The sequence below is a fragment of the Acidovorax sp. genome (assembly GCF_046314175.1).
GTDB lineage: Bacteria > Pseudomonadota > Gammaproteobacteria > Burkholderiales > Burkholderiaceae_C > Acidovorax.
The window spans coordinates 1-13,350 of sequence record NZ_JBKBXG010000033.1; the positions used below are offsets into that span (position 1 = coordinate 1).

The 13,350-nt window shown below is 65.0% G+C and carries 14 protein-coding genes, 1 pseudogene and 1 riboswitch; of the genes and pseudogenes, 4 read left to right on the plus strand and 11 right to left on the minus strand.

Annotated features, from left to right (window positions below; translation table 11 throughout):
- Window positions 1–453: pseudogene (gene fadH / locus ACK4OE_RS11335) on the minus strand (NADPH-dependent 2,4-dienoyl-CoA reductase); the annotation flags it as partial.
- A 98-nt stretch (window positions 454–551) separates the two neighbouring features.
- On the opposite strand from fadH, the gene ACK4OE_RS11340 reads away from it, so the two are divergent.
- Window positions 552–1,184: a TetR/AcrR family transcriptional regulator gene (locus ACK4OE_RS11340; RefSeq protein WP_409884913.1), complete on the plus strand. Its 633-nt coding sequence runs from the start codon at window positions 552–554 to the stop codon at window positions 1,182–1,184.
- Window positions 1,185–1,187: 3 nt separating this feature from the next.
- Here ACK4OE_RS11340 and ACK4OE_RS11345 read toward each other — a convergent pair whose 3' ends face one another.
- The 3 genes from ACK4OE_RS11345 to ACK4OE_RS11355 all read right to left on the minus strand — a co-directional run bounded on the left by ACK4OE_RS11345 (window position 1,188) and on the right by ACK4OE_RS11355 (window position 3,028).
- On the minus strand, window positions 1,188–1,532 hold the full coding sequence (locus tag ACK4OE_RS11345; RefSeq protein ID WP_409884914.1) for a hypothetical protein: 345 nt from the start codon (window positions 1,530–1,532) through the stop codon (window positions 1,188–1,190).
- Between the two features lie 70 nt (window positions 1,533–1,602).
- On the minus strand, window positions 1,603–1,830 hold the full coding sequence (locus ACK4OE_RS11350) for a SlyX family protein (protein ID WP_409884915.1): 228 nt from the start codon (window positions 1,828–1,830) through the stop codon (window positions 1,603–1,605).
- A 7-nt stretch (window positions 1,831–1,837) separates the two neighbouring features.
- Window positions 1,838–3,028, minus strand: a complete 1,191-nt coding sequence (locus ACK4OE_RS11355) for a PLP-dependent aminotransferase family protein (protein ID WP_409884916.1) — start codon at window positions 3,026–3,028, stop codon at window positions 1,838–1,840.
- 107 nt (window positions 3,029–3,135) lie between these two features.
- Between ACK4OE_RS11355 and ACK4OE_RS11360 the strand changes: the two genes are divergently transcribed.
- Together ACK4OE_RS11360 and nth are read left to right on the plus strand one after the other, a co-directional pair.
- Window positions 3,136–3,615 (plus strand): GyrI-like domain-containing protein, encoded by a 480-nt coding sequence (locus ACK4OE_RS11360; RefSeq protein WP_409884917.1) that lies wholly within the window; start codon window positions 3,136–3,138, stop codon window positions 3,613–3,615.
- A gap of 66 nt (window positions 3,616–3,681) precedes the next feature.
- Window positions 3,682–4,320, plus strand: coding sequence for an endonuclease III (gene nth / locus ACK4OE_RS11365; RefSeq protein ID WP_409884918.1), 639 nt, complete (start codon window positions 3,682–3,684; stop codon window positions 4,318–4,320).
- A 239-nt stretch (window positions 4,321–4,559) separates the two neighbouring features.
- On the opposite strand, the gene ACK4OE_RS11370 is transcribed toward nth, so the two are convergent.
- Together ACK4OE_RS11370 and ACK4OE_RS11375 are read right to left on the minus strand one after the other, a co-directional pair.
- Window positions 4,560–5,297 (minus strand): aspartate/glutamate racemase family protein, encoded by a 738-nt coding sequence (locus ACK4OE_RS11370; protein ID WP_409884919.1) that lies wholly within the window; start codon window positions 5,295–5,297, stop codon window positions 4,560–4,562.
- 16 nt (window positions 5,298–5,313) lie between these two features.
- Window positions 5,314–5,583: a hypothetical protein gene (locus ACK4OE_RS11375; RefSeq protein WP_409884920.1), complete on the minus strand. Its 270-nt coding sequence runs from the start codon at window positions 5,581–5,583 to the stop codon at window positions 5,314–5,316.
- A gap of 190 nt (window positions 5,584–5,773) precedes the next feature.
- Here ACK4OE_RS11375 and ACK4OE_RS11380 point away from each other — a divergent pair, with 190 nt between their 5' ends.
- On the plus strand, window positions 5,774–6,904 hold the full coding sequence (locus tag ACK4OE_RS11380; RefSeq protein ID WP_409884921.1) for a GGDEF domain-containing protein: 1,131 nt from the start codon (window positions 5,774–5,776) through the stop codon (window positions 6,902–6,904).
- Window positions 6,905–6,916: 12 nt separating this feature from the next.
- On the opposite strand, the gene cobT is transcribed toward ACK4OE_RS11380, so the two are convergent.
- From cobT to ACK4OE_RS11405, 5 genes are all read right to left on the minus strand, one after another.
- Window positions 6,917–7,975: a nicotinate-nucleotide--dimethylbenzimidazole phosphoribosyltransferase gene (gene cobT / locus ACK4OE_RS11385; protein ID WP_409884922.1), complete on the minus strand. Its 1,059-nt coding sequence runs from the start codon at window positions 7,973–7,975 to the stop codon at window positions 6,917–6,919.
- 180 nt (window positions 7,976–8,155) lie between these two features.
- Window positions 8,156–8,353, minus strand: a complete 198-nt coding sequence (locus ACK4OE_RS11390) for a hypothetical protein (protein WP_409884923.1) — start codon at window positions 8,351–8,353, stop codon at window positions 8,156–8,158.
- 45 nt (window positions 8,354–8,398) lie between these two features.
- Window positions 8,399–8,754: riboswitch (cobalamin riboswitch) on the minus strand.
- 36 nt (window positions 8,755–8,790) lie between these two features.
- On the minus strand, window positions 8,791–9,702 hold the full coding sequence (locus ACK4OE_RS11395) for a bile acid:sodium symporter family protein (RefSeq protein WP_409884924.1): 912 nt from the start codon (window positions 9,700–9,702) through the stop codon (window positions 8,791–8,793).
- Window positions 9,703–9,738: 36 nt separating this feature from the next.
- Window positions 9,739–11,487, minus strand: a complete 1,749-nt coding sequence (locus ACK4OE_RS11400; RefSeq protein ID WP_409884925.1) for an AMP-binding protein — start codon at window positions 11,485–11,487, stop codon at window positions 9,739–9,741.
- 375 nt (window positions 11,488–11,862) lie between these two features.
- Window positions 11,863–13,329 (minus strand): cobyric acid synthase, encoded by a 1,467-nt coding sequence (locus tag ACK4OE_RS11405; protein WP_409884960.1) that lies wholly within the window; start codon window positions 13,327–13,329, stop codon window positions 11,863–11,865.
- Window positions 13,330–13,350: the final 21 nt, after the last annotated feature.

Genomic DNA, 13,350 nt, shown 5'->3' on the forward strand with positions numbered 1-13,350 from the left:
CACAAACGCACGAATTTGCCGCTCCACCCCGCGCGCCGACAGCGCGAACGGTGTGAACGGCGAGATGGGCGACTACAGCCGCGAGGGCGCCACCGCCAGCGGATGGTAGGCGTAGCGCCCCGTGTGCAGGATCTGCAGCGCGATCTTGCCGCCCGCACCGTGCACGGCGTCGGTCACCACCCGGTGACGCTTGGCCGCGCCCGAGGTCGCCAGCGTGCCCGCAAACGGCTTGGCCCAGCCCGCGATGTTGGGTGCAAAGCCGCCCGTCACGATCAGCCCTACGTCGCCTTCAGCCCGCTCGCGGAAGTACGCCGCCATGCGCGTGAGGTCTCGCCCGTCCTCCAGCCCCGTATGCATGGAGCCCATCAAAACCCGGTTCTTGATCGTTGTGAAACCCAGGTCGAGCGGCGCGAGCAGGTGCGGATACCGAGCAGCGCCAGGCGTGGGTGACATGGCAACGGAAGGTGCGGGCGCGGTGGCGGCAGAGGAATTCATGGCGTCTCGTGAGGTATAGAAGGTTTTTCTAGAACTTTATTCTAGAATCTGCTTCCATGGCAAGCCGAATCACCCCTAGCCCTTCCAACAACCCTGCCGACGCCCCCACCGACCGTCGCCAGGACATCTTGAACGCCGCCCTCGCCTGCGCGGCCGAAGGCGGCGTGGACGCGGTCACCATCGACGGCGTGCGCGCCCGCTGCGGGGCCAGCGTGGGCAGCATTTATCACCACTTTGGCAACCGCGACGGCATCGTGGCCGCGCTGTTCTTCGACATCTTTCACGACCAGTCGCGCAGCGTGCAGGCACAGCTCGATGCCGCCCAGGGCGTCGAAGCGGGCGTGCAGGCCTTGGTCACGGGCTATCTGGACTGGGTGGTGGCGCAACCCGAGCGGGCGGGTTTTCTGTTCCAGGCACGCGGCGCCGTGGCCGCAGGCCCGCGAACGCCCGACCTGGCCGAGGCCGCGCGGCGCCGCAACCAGGCGCTGTTGGCCTGGTTCGAGCCCCACCGCCAATCGGGCGCGTTGCGCAACCTGCCTTGTGAGCTGATGCCGTCGCTGGTGATGGGGCCGGTGCAGAGCTATTGCAGGGCGTGGCTGTCAGAGCGCGCCGGCCAGGGCGCCCTGCCCTCACCGGATACTTACCGCAGCGAACTGGCGGCTGCGGCCTGGCGCACGGTGCGGGCCTGAAGCTCAATCAGCCTCAGCACCACGCTGGCGGCCAAAAATCCGGTGCGCCAGCCAGAACAGCAACGCGCCCGCCGGCCCAATGGCAACCAGGTTCCAAAACGGCATGACCAGCAGGCCGATCGCAGCAGTCGATCCCTTGGGGGCGACGAAGACGGAGTAGTGCATGAATACATCGCCCGCCAGGCATGCCGCGGCAGCCCCCAGCCCCCACGGCGTCAGACGTCTCCATGCCAGCACCGCTGCGATGGCGTAAGGCGCGCAAGACCAAAGAAACAGGCCGATCAGAAAGGCGCCGACGCCCATCCCGCCATCCGCCTTGACAAAGACCGTGTAGAGATGCAGTGCCACGCCCGCTGCGCACAGAGTCAGCGCTGATTTGTGGAGCGTGGGGAATGGCATGGGCGGGCGTTCTCTCTCTTCAATAATGCGGCGGCAACTCGTCACGCAGGTTGCGCGGCCCGCCCGCGCCACCATCAGGCGCCTGCTGCCGCAGCTGAATGACCTCATGCGTGAGCCGGTCGATCAGTTGCTGCTGCTGGTAGATGGTCATGTTCAGCTGGTCCAGCAGGTCTTCGGTGAAGCTGGCCTTGATCTCCAGGCTTTCCAGGCGCTGGAGGATGTCGGCGGTGTCGTTGTCGTCTGACATCGACGCTTCAGATCGCCTGACCAAGCCGCGCCACGCCTTCGCGAATCTTGTCCACGTCGGCGGTGGCAAACGACAGGCGGAACGTGGCGTGGTCCGGATTGGCGCAGAAGAACGGCGTGCCGGGCACAAAGGCCACGCCCTTTTCAATGGCGCGCTTGGCCAGCACGTTGCCGTCGGCCACTTTGCCGCCCGCACCCGTCAGGCGCGCCCACACAAACAGGCCGCCTTGGGGCTGCACAAACTCGATGGCATCGCCCAGCTCCTTGCGCAGCGCATCACCCATGGCCTGGGCGCGCTCGGCGTACACCTTGCGCACGTTGGCCAGCGTGGCAGGCATGCGGCCGGCCTTGAGGTACTGCGCGGCTGTGGCCTGAGCAAAGGTGCTGGTGTGCGCGTCGCTGAACTGCTTGCACATGGTGGCTTTGCCCAGCAGCTCGGCCGGGGCAATCATCCAGCCCACGCGCAGGCCGGGCGAGAGCACCTTGCTCAAACTGCCGCAGTGCACGAGCAGTTCGCGGCTGCCGGGCACCGTGGCCGACAGGTTGAGCAGGCTGGGAGGAGGGGCTTCGCCGAAGTACAGGTCACCGTAGGGGTCGTCCTCGACGATCAGGGTGTTGTGCTTCACAGCCATCTCCAGCACGGCCTTGCGGCGTTCCAGGCTCAGCATGGCGCCGCTGGGGTTACCGAAGGTGGGGATCAGGTAGACGAACTTGGGTTTGTGCTCGGCGATGAGCTTTTCCAGCTCGTCGGTCTTCACGCCGTTGCCGTCGATGGGCGCGCTGATGAGCTCGGCGCCATACAACCGAAAGCACTGGATGGTGGCCAAGAAAGTCGGTCCTTCCACGATGACTTTGTCGCCGGGGCTGATCAGCGTCTTGCCCAGCAAGTCCAGCGCCTGCTGGCTGCCGGTGGTGACGATGAGGTTATCGGCCGCCACGTCCTGGGCGCCCTTGCTGGCCATGAAGGCAGCCAATTGCTCGCGCAGCGGGTTGTAGCCTTCGGTCGCGCCGTATTGCAGCGCAGCGCCGGGCTCTTCCGTCAAGGCCGCATTGCTGGCTGCACGGATGCCGTCCACGTCAAACATGGCGCTGTCGGGGAAGCCGCCTGCAAAGCTGATGATGCCGGGCTTGCCCAGCAGCTTGAAAAGCTCACGGATGGCGGAGGTTTCTACGTTGTTCAGGCGGTCGGCAAATTGCATGGCGTGGACGGGGTGGTTTTCAAAGGATCACGCATTGTCGCCAATTGGCGTGCAGGTTTCCTGCGGCTTACACTGCGTCGGCCTATTCACGGACCTCAGGACGCCCCATGCCTCTTACCATCCGCACCCTCCCCCGCATGCGCCTGGCCACCATGCGCCACACTGGCGCGTCCGGCCATCCCGGCCTGACCCAGCTGTGGGAGCGCTTTGGCGCCTGGTGCGCTGCGAACCGGCTGGATGAGCCCCGCCCCAAGTTCTACGGTTTCAGCCACGACAACCCGGCCTGCACTCCGCCCGAGCAGTGCCGCTACGATGCGGCCGTGCAGGTCGGTGTGGGCCTGCGCACCGGGCCCGATGTGCAGGTGATGGACTATGAGGGCGGCGACTACGCCTGCCTGGACTTCGAGGGCACAGGGTCCGAGATCGCCGCTGCGTGGGCGCAAATGGCCGTCCCGGGGCAGATCCCCGAAGGCTGGGAATGGGCGCCCCGCTCGGCGCTGGAAATCTATGACGAAGACTTTGCGGTGGACCCGGCCACCGGCCGGTTCCCCTGCTGGCTGTGCGTGCCGATACAACGCAGCCGCTGAGTTCTTGCTTCCGCGTTCAATGCAGTAGCCTTGAATTGCCGCTCCCGGTACCACCCCAACCACACGATGAAAACTGCGCTGATCGAACCCTTCTTCGCCACCCTGAAGGCCGCCAATCCCCTGCCCAACACGGAGCTGGAATACACCACGGTGTTCGAGTTGCTGGCCGCCGTGCTGCTGTCTGCACAGGCGACGGATGTGGGCGTGAACAAGGCCACCCGCAAACTCTTCCCCGCAACGGGCACACCGCAGGCCATCCTGGACCTGGGCCTCGAAGGGCTGGAGGGCTACATCAAGACCATTGGCCTGTACAAGAGCAAGGCCAAACACCTGATGCAGACCTGCCAGATTTTGGTGGAACAACACGGCGGCGTGGTGCCGCGCACCCGGGAAGAACTCGAAGCCCTGCCGGGCGTGGGCCGCAAGACCGCCAACGTGGTGCTGAATGTGGCCTTTGGCCAGCCCACCATGGCGGTGGACACCCACATCTTTCGCGTGAGCAACCGCACGGGCCTGGCGCCAGGCAAGAACCCGCTGGCGGTGGAAATGCAGCTGATGAAGCGCGTGCCGCCTGCCTATGCGGTGGATTCACACCACTGGCTTATCTTGCATGGCCGCTATGTGTGTCAGGCACGCAAGCCGCGTTGCTGGGAATGTGCGGTGGTGCCGTATTGCGACTACCAGCCGAAGACGTTGACGCCCTAGTTAAACACGTTAGATTGCTATTATTTATATAGCTCCTAGCGCTTTATGGATAAGCGCTAGGAGCATATTTCACTCAAAATTCTTGTCCACAAACTTCTGGATGCCCGCGCGATAGTCGTTGCAGATGTCAATCGGCAAGATGCCGCAAAACGTTGGGGCGTTTGTCTAGGATGGCACGTATTGTTTCGCGGTAGACATGGCTGAGACTCCAGCGCCACGTGTTTCAGATGTCAACAATCTCACGCGTAGCCCAGCGCCGCCATCTCCCCCGAAACACCCGCCCACGCCACATCGAATCCCGCCATCTTGCGCTCCGGCGACACGGGGTGCGCACTCAGCGCCCAGGTCGCCCCCGCCACCACGCTGTCAATCACCGGCACCGCCACCTGGTGCTGCACCAGAGCGGCCATGCCCGCCAGCCCCGCGCCGCCCAGGATGACGGCCTGCACGCCCATCTGACGCACCACATCGCTGCAGGCCTGGGAGAGCAGCGTGCGGGCAGCTTCGGGGTCGGCGGCAAGTTGAGCGCCAGTGGGCGCCACCGTGTGGATGCCAGCCAGCGCGTGCGCGTGGCCCAATGCCTGTGCCAGGCGCTGCAGCATGGGCCCCCAGCGCTCGCCCCCCGTGACAATCGCATACCGCCCATGGCGGGCAGCTTCGATGAAGGAGGCTTCAGCCAGGCCCGTCACGGGCACGGGGCTGCTCTCGCGCAGCGCCATGAGGCCCGGGTCGCCAAAGCAGCCGATGAGCACGGCGTCGGGTTGCGGGTGGGGTTGCGCCAGTTCGTTCGACCAGGCATCCAGCGCTGCATGGCCAGCCACGGCGTAGCTGGCCTCGCAAGCGATGTAGGGCGCACCAAAGCGGGCCGTGGCCGTACGCACCGCCACATGCGAACCTGCTGCCGCCTGCACATGCTGCTGCAGCAAGTTGCTGACGCTGACCGAGGTGTTAGGGTTGATGACGAGCAGCTGGCGCATGGCGATGTATCGCGATTCAGAAGCCCAGGAGTTGCGCACGATCGCGCACATCGCTGGCCGGGGGCGTGAACTCCCGCTGCGTTTCGATACGCACCAGATGCGCGAGCATGAGGCGCGCGGCCTCGCGGGCATCGCGCAGGTGCATGGCGTCACTCAGCGCCCGGCGCTCGCGGCAGCCGCAGGCCGTGGCCTCGTCGCGTTCGCGTGCGTGGCTGGGGCTGAAGGTGTGCATGCCACGGATGTACGCAAACCCCGTGCCAAATTTGCACACAATGTTTTTGAACACTGCATCAAAGTTTCACCAACTTCGTGCAGGACGGCCCTCGGTGGGACGACGTGGCTGCACCACCAATGGCCCGCAAAGGGATCTTGGGTGCCAAAAATCACGCGACCACCAGCAGCAGTTGCGTCGCTATACTGGCCTCGGGACAAAGAAACAATTTCTTACGTAGGCACGCCACGTCACTGCTCCACGCATGAACCTCGACCCACGTTCCATGATCGCCATGGCGGGCGTCATGTCCGCGATCATGGCCATCGTGCTGCTGTTCATGCGGCGCTACTACCCGCCATCGATCCGGGGCGTGGGTGCCTGGGCGGCAGCACCCCTGCTGTGGCTGCTATCCACCGCGCTGTTCGGCGCGCGCGGGCTTATCCCAGACTGGCTCAGCCTGGTGCTGGCCAACCAATTGCTGGTGCTGGGCACCGTCACCTACTACATGGGCACACGCAGTTTTATGGGTCAGCCCACCACTTGGCGCCCCTGGAACTGGCTGATGGTAGGCACCACGTTCGTGTTCATCGTGCTCACCTACTGGATGCCCAACTACGCACTGCGGGTCGGCTTTTTCACCGTAGTCATGGGGGTCATCTACGTTGCGCAGATGCGCTTTATGTTGCGCCATGGCGGGCGCAACTTTCCGGTCAGGCTGGTGGAAGTGGTGCTGGCCTTGCACATAGTGGTGTTGGCGATGCGGCTGATCTCCATCCTGACCGGCAATGCTGGCGCAGACCTGATGGAGCCCTCGCTATTGCAGACGCTATATATCGGGGCCTATGTGATCACGGTGCTGATGCTCTCCATCGGCGCGGTGCTGATGGCCACCGACCGCCTGCGTACCGAGCTGGAACACCTGGCCACCCACGACTCCCTCACCAACACCCTGAATCGCCGCGCACTGCTGCAACGCTGTGAAGACGAACTGGAGCGGGCGCAACGCTACGGCAACGGGCCATCCATCATGATGCTGGACCTGGACAACTTCAAGGCCGTGAACGACACCCGTGGCCACCAGCACGGGGATGCAGTGCTGGTGCACTTTGCCGAGCGCACCCGCCAAGTGCTCCGCCGCGCAGACCGGCTGGGGCGCTACGGCGGCGAGGAGTTTCTGGTGCTGCTGCCCGGCGCAAACACCGCCGCCGCGCAGGGTGTGGCCCAGCGCATCCACGCCACGCTGGCCGCGGGTCATCCCCTGGACTGCCAAGTCAGCATCGGGCTGACCAGCTGGACGGGACCACACGAAACACTAGATGGCATGCTGTCGCGTGCGGACGCAGCGCTGTACCGTGCCAAGGATGACGGGCGCAACCGTACCGTGGTGGCTTGATCCTCTGGAGAATCAAGCCGTCTGGGTGGCTACACCGGCCGACTCAAAACTAGCCATCTCTGCCAGCACCGCACACGCCGACTGCAGCAACGGCCAAGCCAACGCGGCGCCCGACCCCTCGCCCAGCCGCAAACCCAAATCCAGCAATGGCTCAGCCTGCATCTGCGCCAGCATCAGGCTGTGACCGCGCTCGCCCGAGCGGTGGGCAAACACGCAGCGCTGCAGCACCGCAGGCTGCAGGCGGCTGGCCACCAGCACCGCGGCGCTGGTGATGAAGCCGTCCACCACAATCACGCGTCGCTCGGCGGCGGCCTGCAGCACGGCGCCCACCATGGTCGCCACCTCGTAACCGCCCAGGGCAGCCAGGGCATCCAGCGGGCTGGTTGCGCGGGCGTTGGCGTCCAGCGCCTGCTGCAGCACGGCGCGCTTGCGTTCAATGCCCGCCGCGTCCAGTCCTGTGCCCGCGCCCGTCACCTCGGCCAACGGCAGGCCCGCCAGGCGTGCTAGCAGCAGCGATGCCACCGATGTGTTGGCAATCCCCATCTCGCCCAGCAACAAGACGTTGCCGGGCAGCCCTCGCACCACGTCCACCCCGTTGGCCAGGGCCTGCGCACATTGCTCCGCGCTCATTGCGGGGCCGACGGATGCATCCTGCGAGCCGGGCGCCACCTTGCGCAGCAGCAGGCGCGGCTGGCAGGGGGCAGATTCACGCGGAGAGATGTCGCGGGCCACGCCGCAATCCACCACCGTGAGGCCCAGGCCATGCTGGCGCGCGAGCACGCTGACAGCGGCGCCGCCCGCCAGAAAGTTTTCGACCATCTGCCAGGTCACGTCACTCGGAAAAGCCGACACGCCGCGCGCGGCCAGGCCGTGGTCGGCGGCGAAGACGACCATCTGCGGTTGCTCCAGCACCGGTGTTTCGGTGCCCAGAATCTGCCCCAGCGTGAGCGCCAGGGCTTCCAGGCGCCCGAGCGAGCCCAGGGGTTTGGTTTTGTGGTCCAGCTTGTGTTGCAGCGCCTGGGTGAGCATGGGATTGGCAATGTCGGCAATCAGAGGGAGGTTGGCGGTCATGGCGTGTTCAATATTCAATGGGTGTGAGGCGCGGCCCGCACACAGGGGCCCGCGCGTGGATGGCGGTGCGCACCAGGCCCAGCCAGGCCGGTGCTTGGATTCAGTGTCAGGCGACAGCTTCGCGCCTGCGCGGGGCGGCCGATGGGTCGCGCTGCACCAGCAGAAAGATCCAGGGTGGTATCAAGCCCACCGGGGCGTGTGCGCGGCGGTGAGGATGCGGCTGGGCACCTCATCGGGCACGGGTGTGGGCAGAAACTGCCCGCGCACATCGCGGCGTAACACGATGGCGTGGAAAGATGGAGTGGTAAGGGCGTCGCAGGCCTGTTGTGTGTAGGCGTGAACGCTGGGCGTGGCTTGCGCCGCCGCAGTGGTATTCATGGCAGTCCCCTGAGCGTGAATAGTGGCAGCGCTGCCCGGCCTTGCAGCGCCAAGAATTGCTCAGGCCGGTCTTCTGGCTTGGAGTCGTCTGCCTGCGCACACCTTCCCGGCGAGTGCAGTGTTTTGCGCTGGATGGCACAAATAAAAAGGATGGATTTTTGGTTCTGGCAAGGCGCAAACCACAGCGATACCAGACGGTATCGCGAGGATTTGCAATGCAGCCAGGGCCGAAAAGACGCCTTTTTATGTGTCAGATAGCGTGAAACACTGCACCAGGCCGCCAGTGGCATTTGTGCGGGGCATCGTCCTTACAGCGTTGGGCACGCGGCGGATTTGCACCGCCTTCCCGATTCTCCCGTTGCCGCCAAGCGGCATTGGGCACCTGAGGCTGCGAATGGTAGCAGCCCAGTGCACCCCATTCATTCAAGTACCGGCCCTCAGCTGGCCAGCACCGAACCGTCCTTGGCGCGGTCGCGGGCCAGTGCTTCGGCCACGCTCTTGCGGCGAAAGAACACCGTCACGATGCTGGAGGTGATCACGATGAAGAGCGAGTACAGCACCGGGATCAGTAGCACCTCCTGCTGCATGGGGCCGGTGAAGGTCAGCGTCACGATCAGCACGGCCAGCGGGCCGTTCTGAATGCCGGTCTCCAGCGCGATGGTGCGGCTGCGGTTCGGGTCCTGCTTTAGCAGCCGGGCCAGTACATACCCCAGCCCGATGCCGAAGATGCCCAGCCCGATGGCGGCAAAGAACACGTACCACGGGGTGCCGGCCAGCAGCATGTGGTTGCGCGGGATCCAGGTGAACACCAGGAACAGAATCACCGCCACCCCCAGCATGCCACCCAGCAGTTCAATCGTGGCTCCGATGTTGGGGTTGAGCTTGCGCAGCACCATGCCGAGGACGGTGGGTACCAGCAGCACGAACAGCACCTGCGCCACATTGCCCGCCGGGATCTTGAAGTCGCCGCTCAGCCCGGCCAGCTGCGAGTAAAACTCCAGCAGCGCGGGCACCATGCCCAGCGCGACCAGCGAGGACACCGAGGTCATCATGATCGACAGCGCCAGCACCGCCTTGCTGAAGTAGGTGAAGATGTTGGAGGTGGTGCCGCCCGGCATGCAGGCCATGAGGATCAGGCCCACCGTCAGGCCGGGTGACAGGTCCAGTGCCTTGGCCAGCACAAAGCCCAGCAGCGGCATGATGCCGTACTGGCACAGCAGGCCCACCATCACGCCCTTGGGCTTGCGAAAGGCGATGCGAAAGTCGCGCCAGGTGAGCGACGCGCCCATGCCGAGCATGATGACGATCATCATGATGCCCAGCAGCTTGGTCTCGAATTCGGAGATCATGTTGGAGTTCTCTTTGTCAGGGTGAAGGGGTGGGGCTCAACCGCGGTTCAGCTCTTGCGCCACGGCCTTGCGCAGGTCCTTGCGCAGCACCTTGCCGACGGGGCTCTTGGGCAGTTCGTCGCGCACCACCACCAGCTTGGGCACTTTGTAGGCCGCCAGGTGCTGCTTGCAGTGGGCGATCACGTCTGCCGGCATCACCTCCTTGGCATGGTCCGGGTTCTGCACCACGTAAGCACGCACCGCTTCGCCGGTCTTGGCGTCGGGCACGCCGATCACGGCCACCTCCAGCACATGGTCCATGTCGGCGATCACGTCCTCCACCTCGTTGGGGTACACGTTGAAGCCCGACACCAAAATCATGTCCTTCTTGCGGTCCACGATGCGCATGAAGCCGCCTTCGTCCATCACCGCCACGTCGCCGGTGGCGAACCAGCCGTTGTTCATCACCTTGGCGGTTTCTTCTTCGGCGTTCCAGTAGCCCTTCATCACCTGCGGGCCGCGCACCCAGATCTCGCCCGGCGCGCCGGCTGCGACGTCCTGGCCGTGGTCGTCCACCAGGCGCACGTCCGTGCCCGGGGCGGGAATGCCGATGCTGCCGTCGCGGGGCGTGCCGGTCAGCGGGTTGAAACTCACCACCGGCGCGGTCTCGGTCAGGCCGTAACCCTCGGCAATCGGCGTCTTGGTCAGCTCGCGCCAGCGCTGCGCCACCGTGGTGTGCAGCGCGGTGCCGCCCGAGATGGATGCCTTGAGGGTTTTGGGCGGGTAGGCCACGAACCACTCCTCGTTCAGCAGGCCGTTGAACAGGGTGTTGACCCCCGTCATCCACGTGACGGGGAAATTCTCCATGGCGCGTTGCAGGTTCTGCACCGGCCGTGGGTTGGGGATCAGCACGTTGTGCCCGCCAATCGACAGAAAGCCCAGCAGGTTGGCCGTGAAGGCGAAGATGTGATAGAGCGGCAGAGCCGTCAGCACGCATTCCTCGCCCATGGCCATGTGGGTCTGGCCCATGGCGCGGGTCTGCTGGATGTTGTTCAGCAAATTGTCGTGCGTCAGCATTGCGCCCTTGCTCACGCCGGTGGTTCCGCCGGTGTACTGCAGCAGGGCCAGGTCGTGGCGGCCCACGGTTTCCCAATAGGTGCGGGCAGGTGTCTTGGCCAGCGTGGCGCGCCCCTGGGTCAACGCATCCTTCAGACGCACATGGGGCACCGACACCGGCGGCAGCACCCGGTTCCAGTAGCGCTGCACGCCGCGCACAATAGCGCCCGGCACAGTCGGAAAGAACTCCGAAATCGATGCCAGCACCACCTTCTCGATGCCCGTCTTGGCCTGCACCGCCGGCAGCTTGTCGGCAAACATGTCCACCATCACCAGCACCTTGGCGCCAGCGTTGTTGAACTGGTGGATCATTTCCGTCTCGGTGTAGAGCGGGTTGGTGTTCACCAGCACACAGCCGGCCTTGAACACCCCCAGGGCTGCCACCGGGTAGCCCAGGCTATTGGGCATTTGCACCGCCACACGGTCGCCCGCCTTCAGGCCCGCCACGGCACGCAGGTAACCGGCAAACGCGTCGGAAAGTTCGTCCACCTGCTCAAAGCTCAGGCGGCCATTCATGCCGTTGGGCACCACGCAACTGAAGGCCGCCTTCACTTTGCTTTCAGCCTGCCACTTCTTGCAGCATTCGTGGGTCAGTTCGGCCAGGTTGCGATGTGGTATCGACTCCAGTGCCTGGGCAATGCCCACCTGCTGGTACGACGGGTGCCAGGGCCTTACAGGCAATTCGGTCATGGAGTGCTTCGCGGAAGGGTTGAAAAATCGAACGGTCGTTCGGAACTGGCGGATGTTAGCCAAGCCCGGTCCGTATTTCTGGACTCAGTTCTCAGTTTTACGCCGGGGTTTTCCCGCTTGTGGCGAACGCGCATGGCCGTGCGCGCAGCGGTGAGCGCGCCTGCATCAACAAACCCGGTGACGATGATCACGTGGGTCGTCACGGTGCAGATCGCCACGGTGTCGATGAAGGGCTGCATCAACGCTGGCGTAACCCCAGGGATGCGCCGATACTTCTTTTTTCAATAGCTGCTAACGCTTGATGGATAAGCGCTAGATGCCATTTTGGCTTGAAGTTCCTGCATCGCATCCCAGGCGAGCGCCATCGCTGGGGGTCTATTCAGCGTCGCATTGCGCGACAAGGGAGTCCAGCACATCGGACTCGAAGTGCCGGGCAACGCCATCGGCCAGCCCATCAAACACAGCCTCCATCGTGGGCGCATGGGCACCAAACAGGGCTTTCATAACGGCAGGGTCTTCAAACAAGCCGTGCAGGTAAACGCCCAGCACATTGCCCGCCGGGTTCTGCCAGGCGATGCCACGGATGACCTCTCGCGCCACATCGCCCTTCGCCGCCATGGCCGGGTGCTGGGCCGTCTGGCCGTGGTGGATTTCGTAGCCGGTGACGGGTACCCCTGCCAATGCCGCCCAAGCCCCCTGCACCGCACCAAACTGCGCCTGTGTACGCTGCACGGTTTTGGCGACCTCGAAGGTGGTAACCAGGGGCAACAGGCCCAGGCCGGGCGCATTGCCGTCGATACCCGCCGTGTCGATCAGCGCCTCGCCCAGCATCTGCAGGCCACCACACACGCCCAGCACGGTGCCGCCCTGCCCTGCGTGGTGCGCAATGGCTTGGTCCAGCCCCTGACCGCGCAGCCAGGCCAGGTCGGCGGCAGTGGACTTGGAGCCAGGCAGCACCACCCAGTCGGTGGGTTTGAGGCCGCCCAGGTCCGCCGGGCTGCGCGCCCACAGCAGCCGCACGCCGGGCACGTTTTTGAGCGGCTGAAACTCGTCAAGGTTGCTGATGCGCGGGTAGGCGACGACGGCCACGGTGGTGTGCACGGCGCCTGCAGCGGTGCTACGGTCGTCAAATACACCATCCTCTTCGGGCAGGCCATGGCGCCAGTGCATAGGGATGGTAGCCACGGTGGGCACACCGGTCAGGTCCTGCAGCATCTGCGGCGCCGGAGCCAGCAGGCTGGCGTCACCCCGGAACTTGTTGAGCACAAAGCCATAGATCAGCGCGCGCTCGTCCTCGGGCAGCAGGGCCCAGGTGCCGTACAAGTGGGCAAAGGCTCCGCCACGGTCGATGTCGGTCACCAGCAGGCAGCGCGCATTGGCGTGCCGCGCCACGCGCATGTTCACGATGTCGCTGGCGTGCAGGTTGATTTCGGCGGGCGAGCCTGCGCCTTCAATCACCACAACATCGTTCTCGGCGCGCAGTGCGTCGAGCGCTGCCGCTATTTGCGGCCACACCTTTTCGCTGCGGCCGCGCCAGGGCATCGCTGTCAGCTCCGCACTCACCTGCCCCATCAGCACCACCTGGCTGTGCGTGTCGGCCTCGGGCTTGAGCAGCAGCGGGTTCATGCGCACCTCGGGCTCGGCGCGGGCCGCGAGGGCCTGGAAATACTGGGCACTGCCGATTTCGCCCATCACGCCAACAGGACCAGGCACCACACGCGCGTTGTTGCTCATGTTCTGCGCCTTGAATGGCGCCACCTTGAGGCCCTGGTTGCTGTAGTAGCGGCACAGCGCGGTGGTGAGCCAGCTTTTGCCCGCGCCACTGGTGGTGCCCAGCACCATCACGCAACGGGCCGGTGGGGA

Coding starts and splice junctions, on each gene's coding strand:
- ACK4OE_RS11340 (WP_409884913.1), top strand. CDS start 552: ATGGCAAGCCGAATCACCCCTAGCCCTTCCAACAACCCTGCCGACGCC.
- ACK4OE_RS11350 (WP_409884915.1), bottom strand. CDS start 1,830: ATGTCAGACGACAACGACACCGCCGACATCCTCCAGCGCCTGGAAAGC.
- ACK4OE_RS11355 (WP_409884916.1), bottom strand. CDS start 3,028: ATGCAATTTGCCGACCGCCTGAACAACGTAGAAACCTCCGCCATCCGT.
- ACK4OE_RS11360 (WP_409884917.1), top strand. CDS start 3,136: ATGCCTCTTACCATCCGCACCCTCCCCCGCATGCGCCTGGCCACCATG.
- nth (WP_409884918.1), top strand. CDS start 3,682: ATGAAAACTGCGCTGATCGAACCCTTCTTCGCCACCCTGAAGGCCGCC.
- ACK4OE_RS11370 (WP_409884919.1), bottom strand. CDS start 5,297: ATGCGCCAGCTGCTCGTCATCAACCCTAACACCTCGGTCAGCGTCAGC.
- ACK4OE_RS11380 (WP_409884921.1), top strand. CDS start 5,774: ATGAACCTCGACCCACGTTCCATGATCGCCATGGCGGGCGTCATGTCC.
- cobT (WP_409884922.1), bottom strand. CDS start 7,975: ATGACCGCCAACCTCCCTCTGATTGCCGACATTGCCAATCCCATGCTC.
- ACK4OE_RS11390 (WP_409884923.1), bottom strand. CDS start 8,353: ATGAATACCACTGCGGCGGCGCAAGCCACGCCCAGCGTTCACGCCTAC.
- ACK4OE_RS11395 (WP_409884924.1), bottom strand. CDS start 9,702: ATGATCTCCGAATTCGAGACCAAGCTGCTGGGCATCATGATGATCGTC.
- ACK4OE_RS11400 (WP_409884925.1), bottom strand. CDS start 11,487: ATGACCGAATTGCCTGTAAGGCCCTGGCACCCGTCGTACCAGCAGGTG.
- ACK4OE_RS11405 (WP_409884960.1), bottom strand. CDS start 13,329: ATGGTGCTGGGCACCACCAGTGGCGCGGGCAAAAGCTGGCTCACCACC.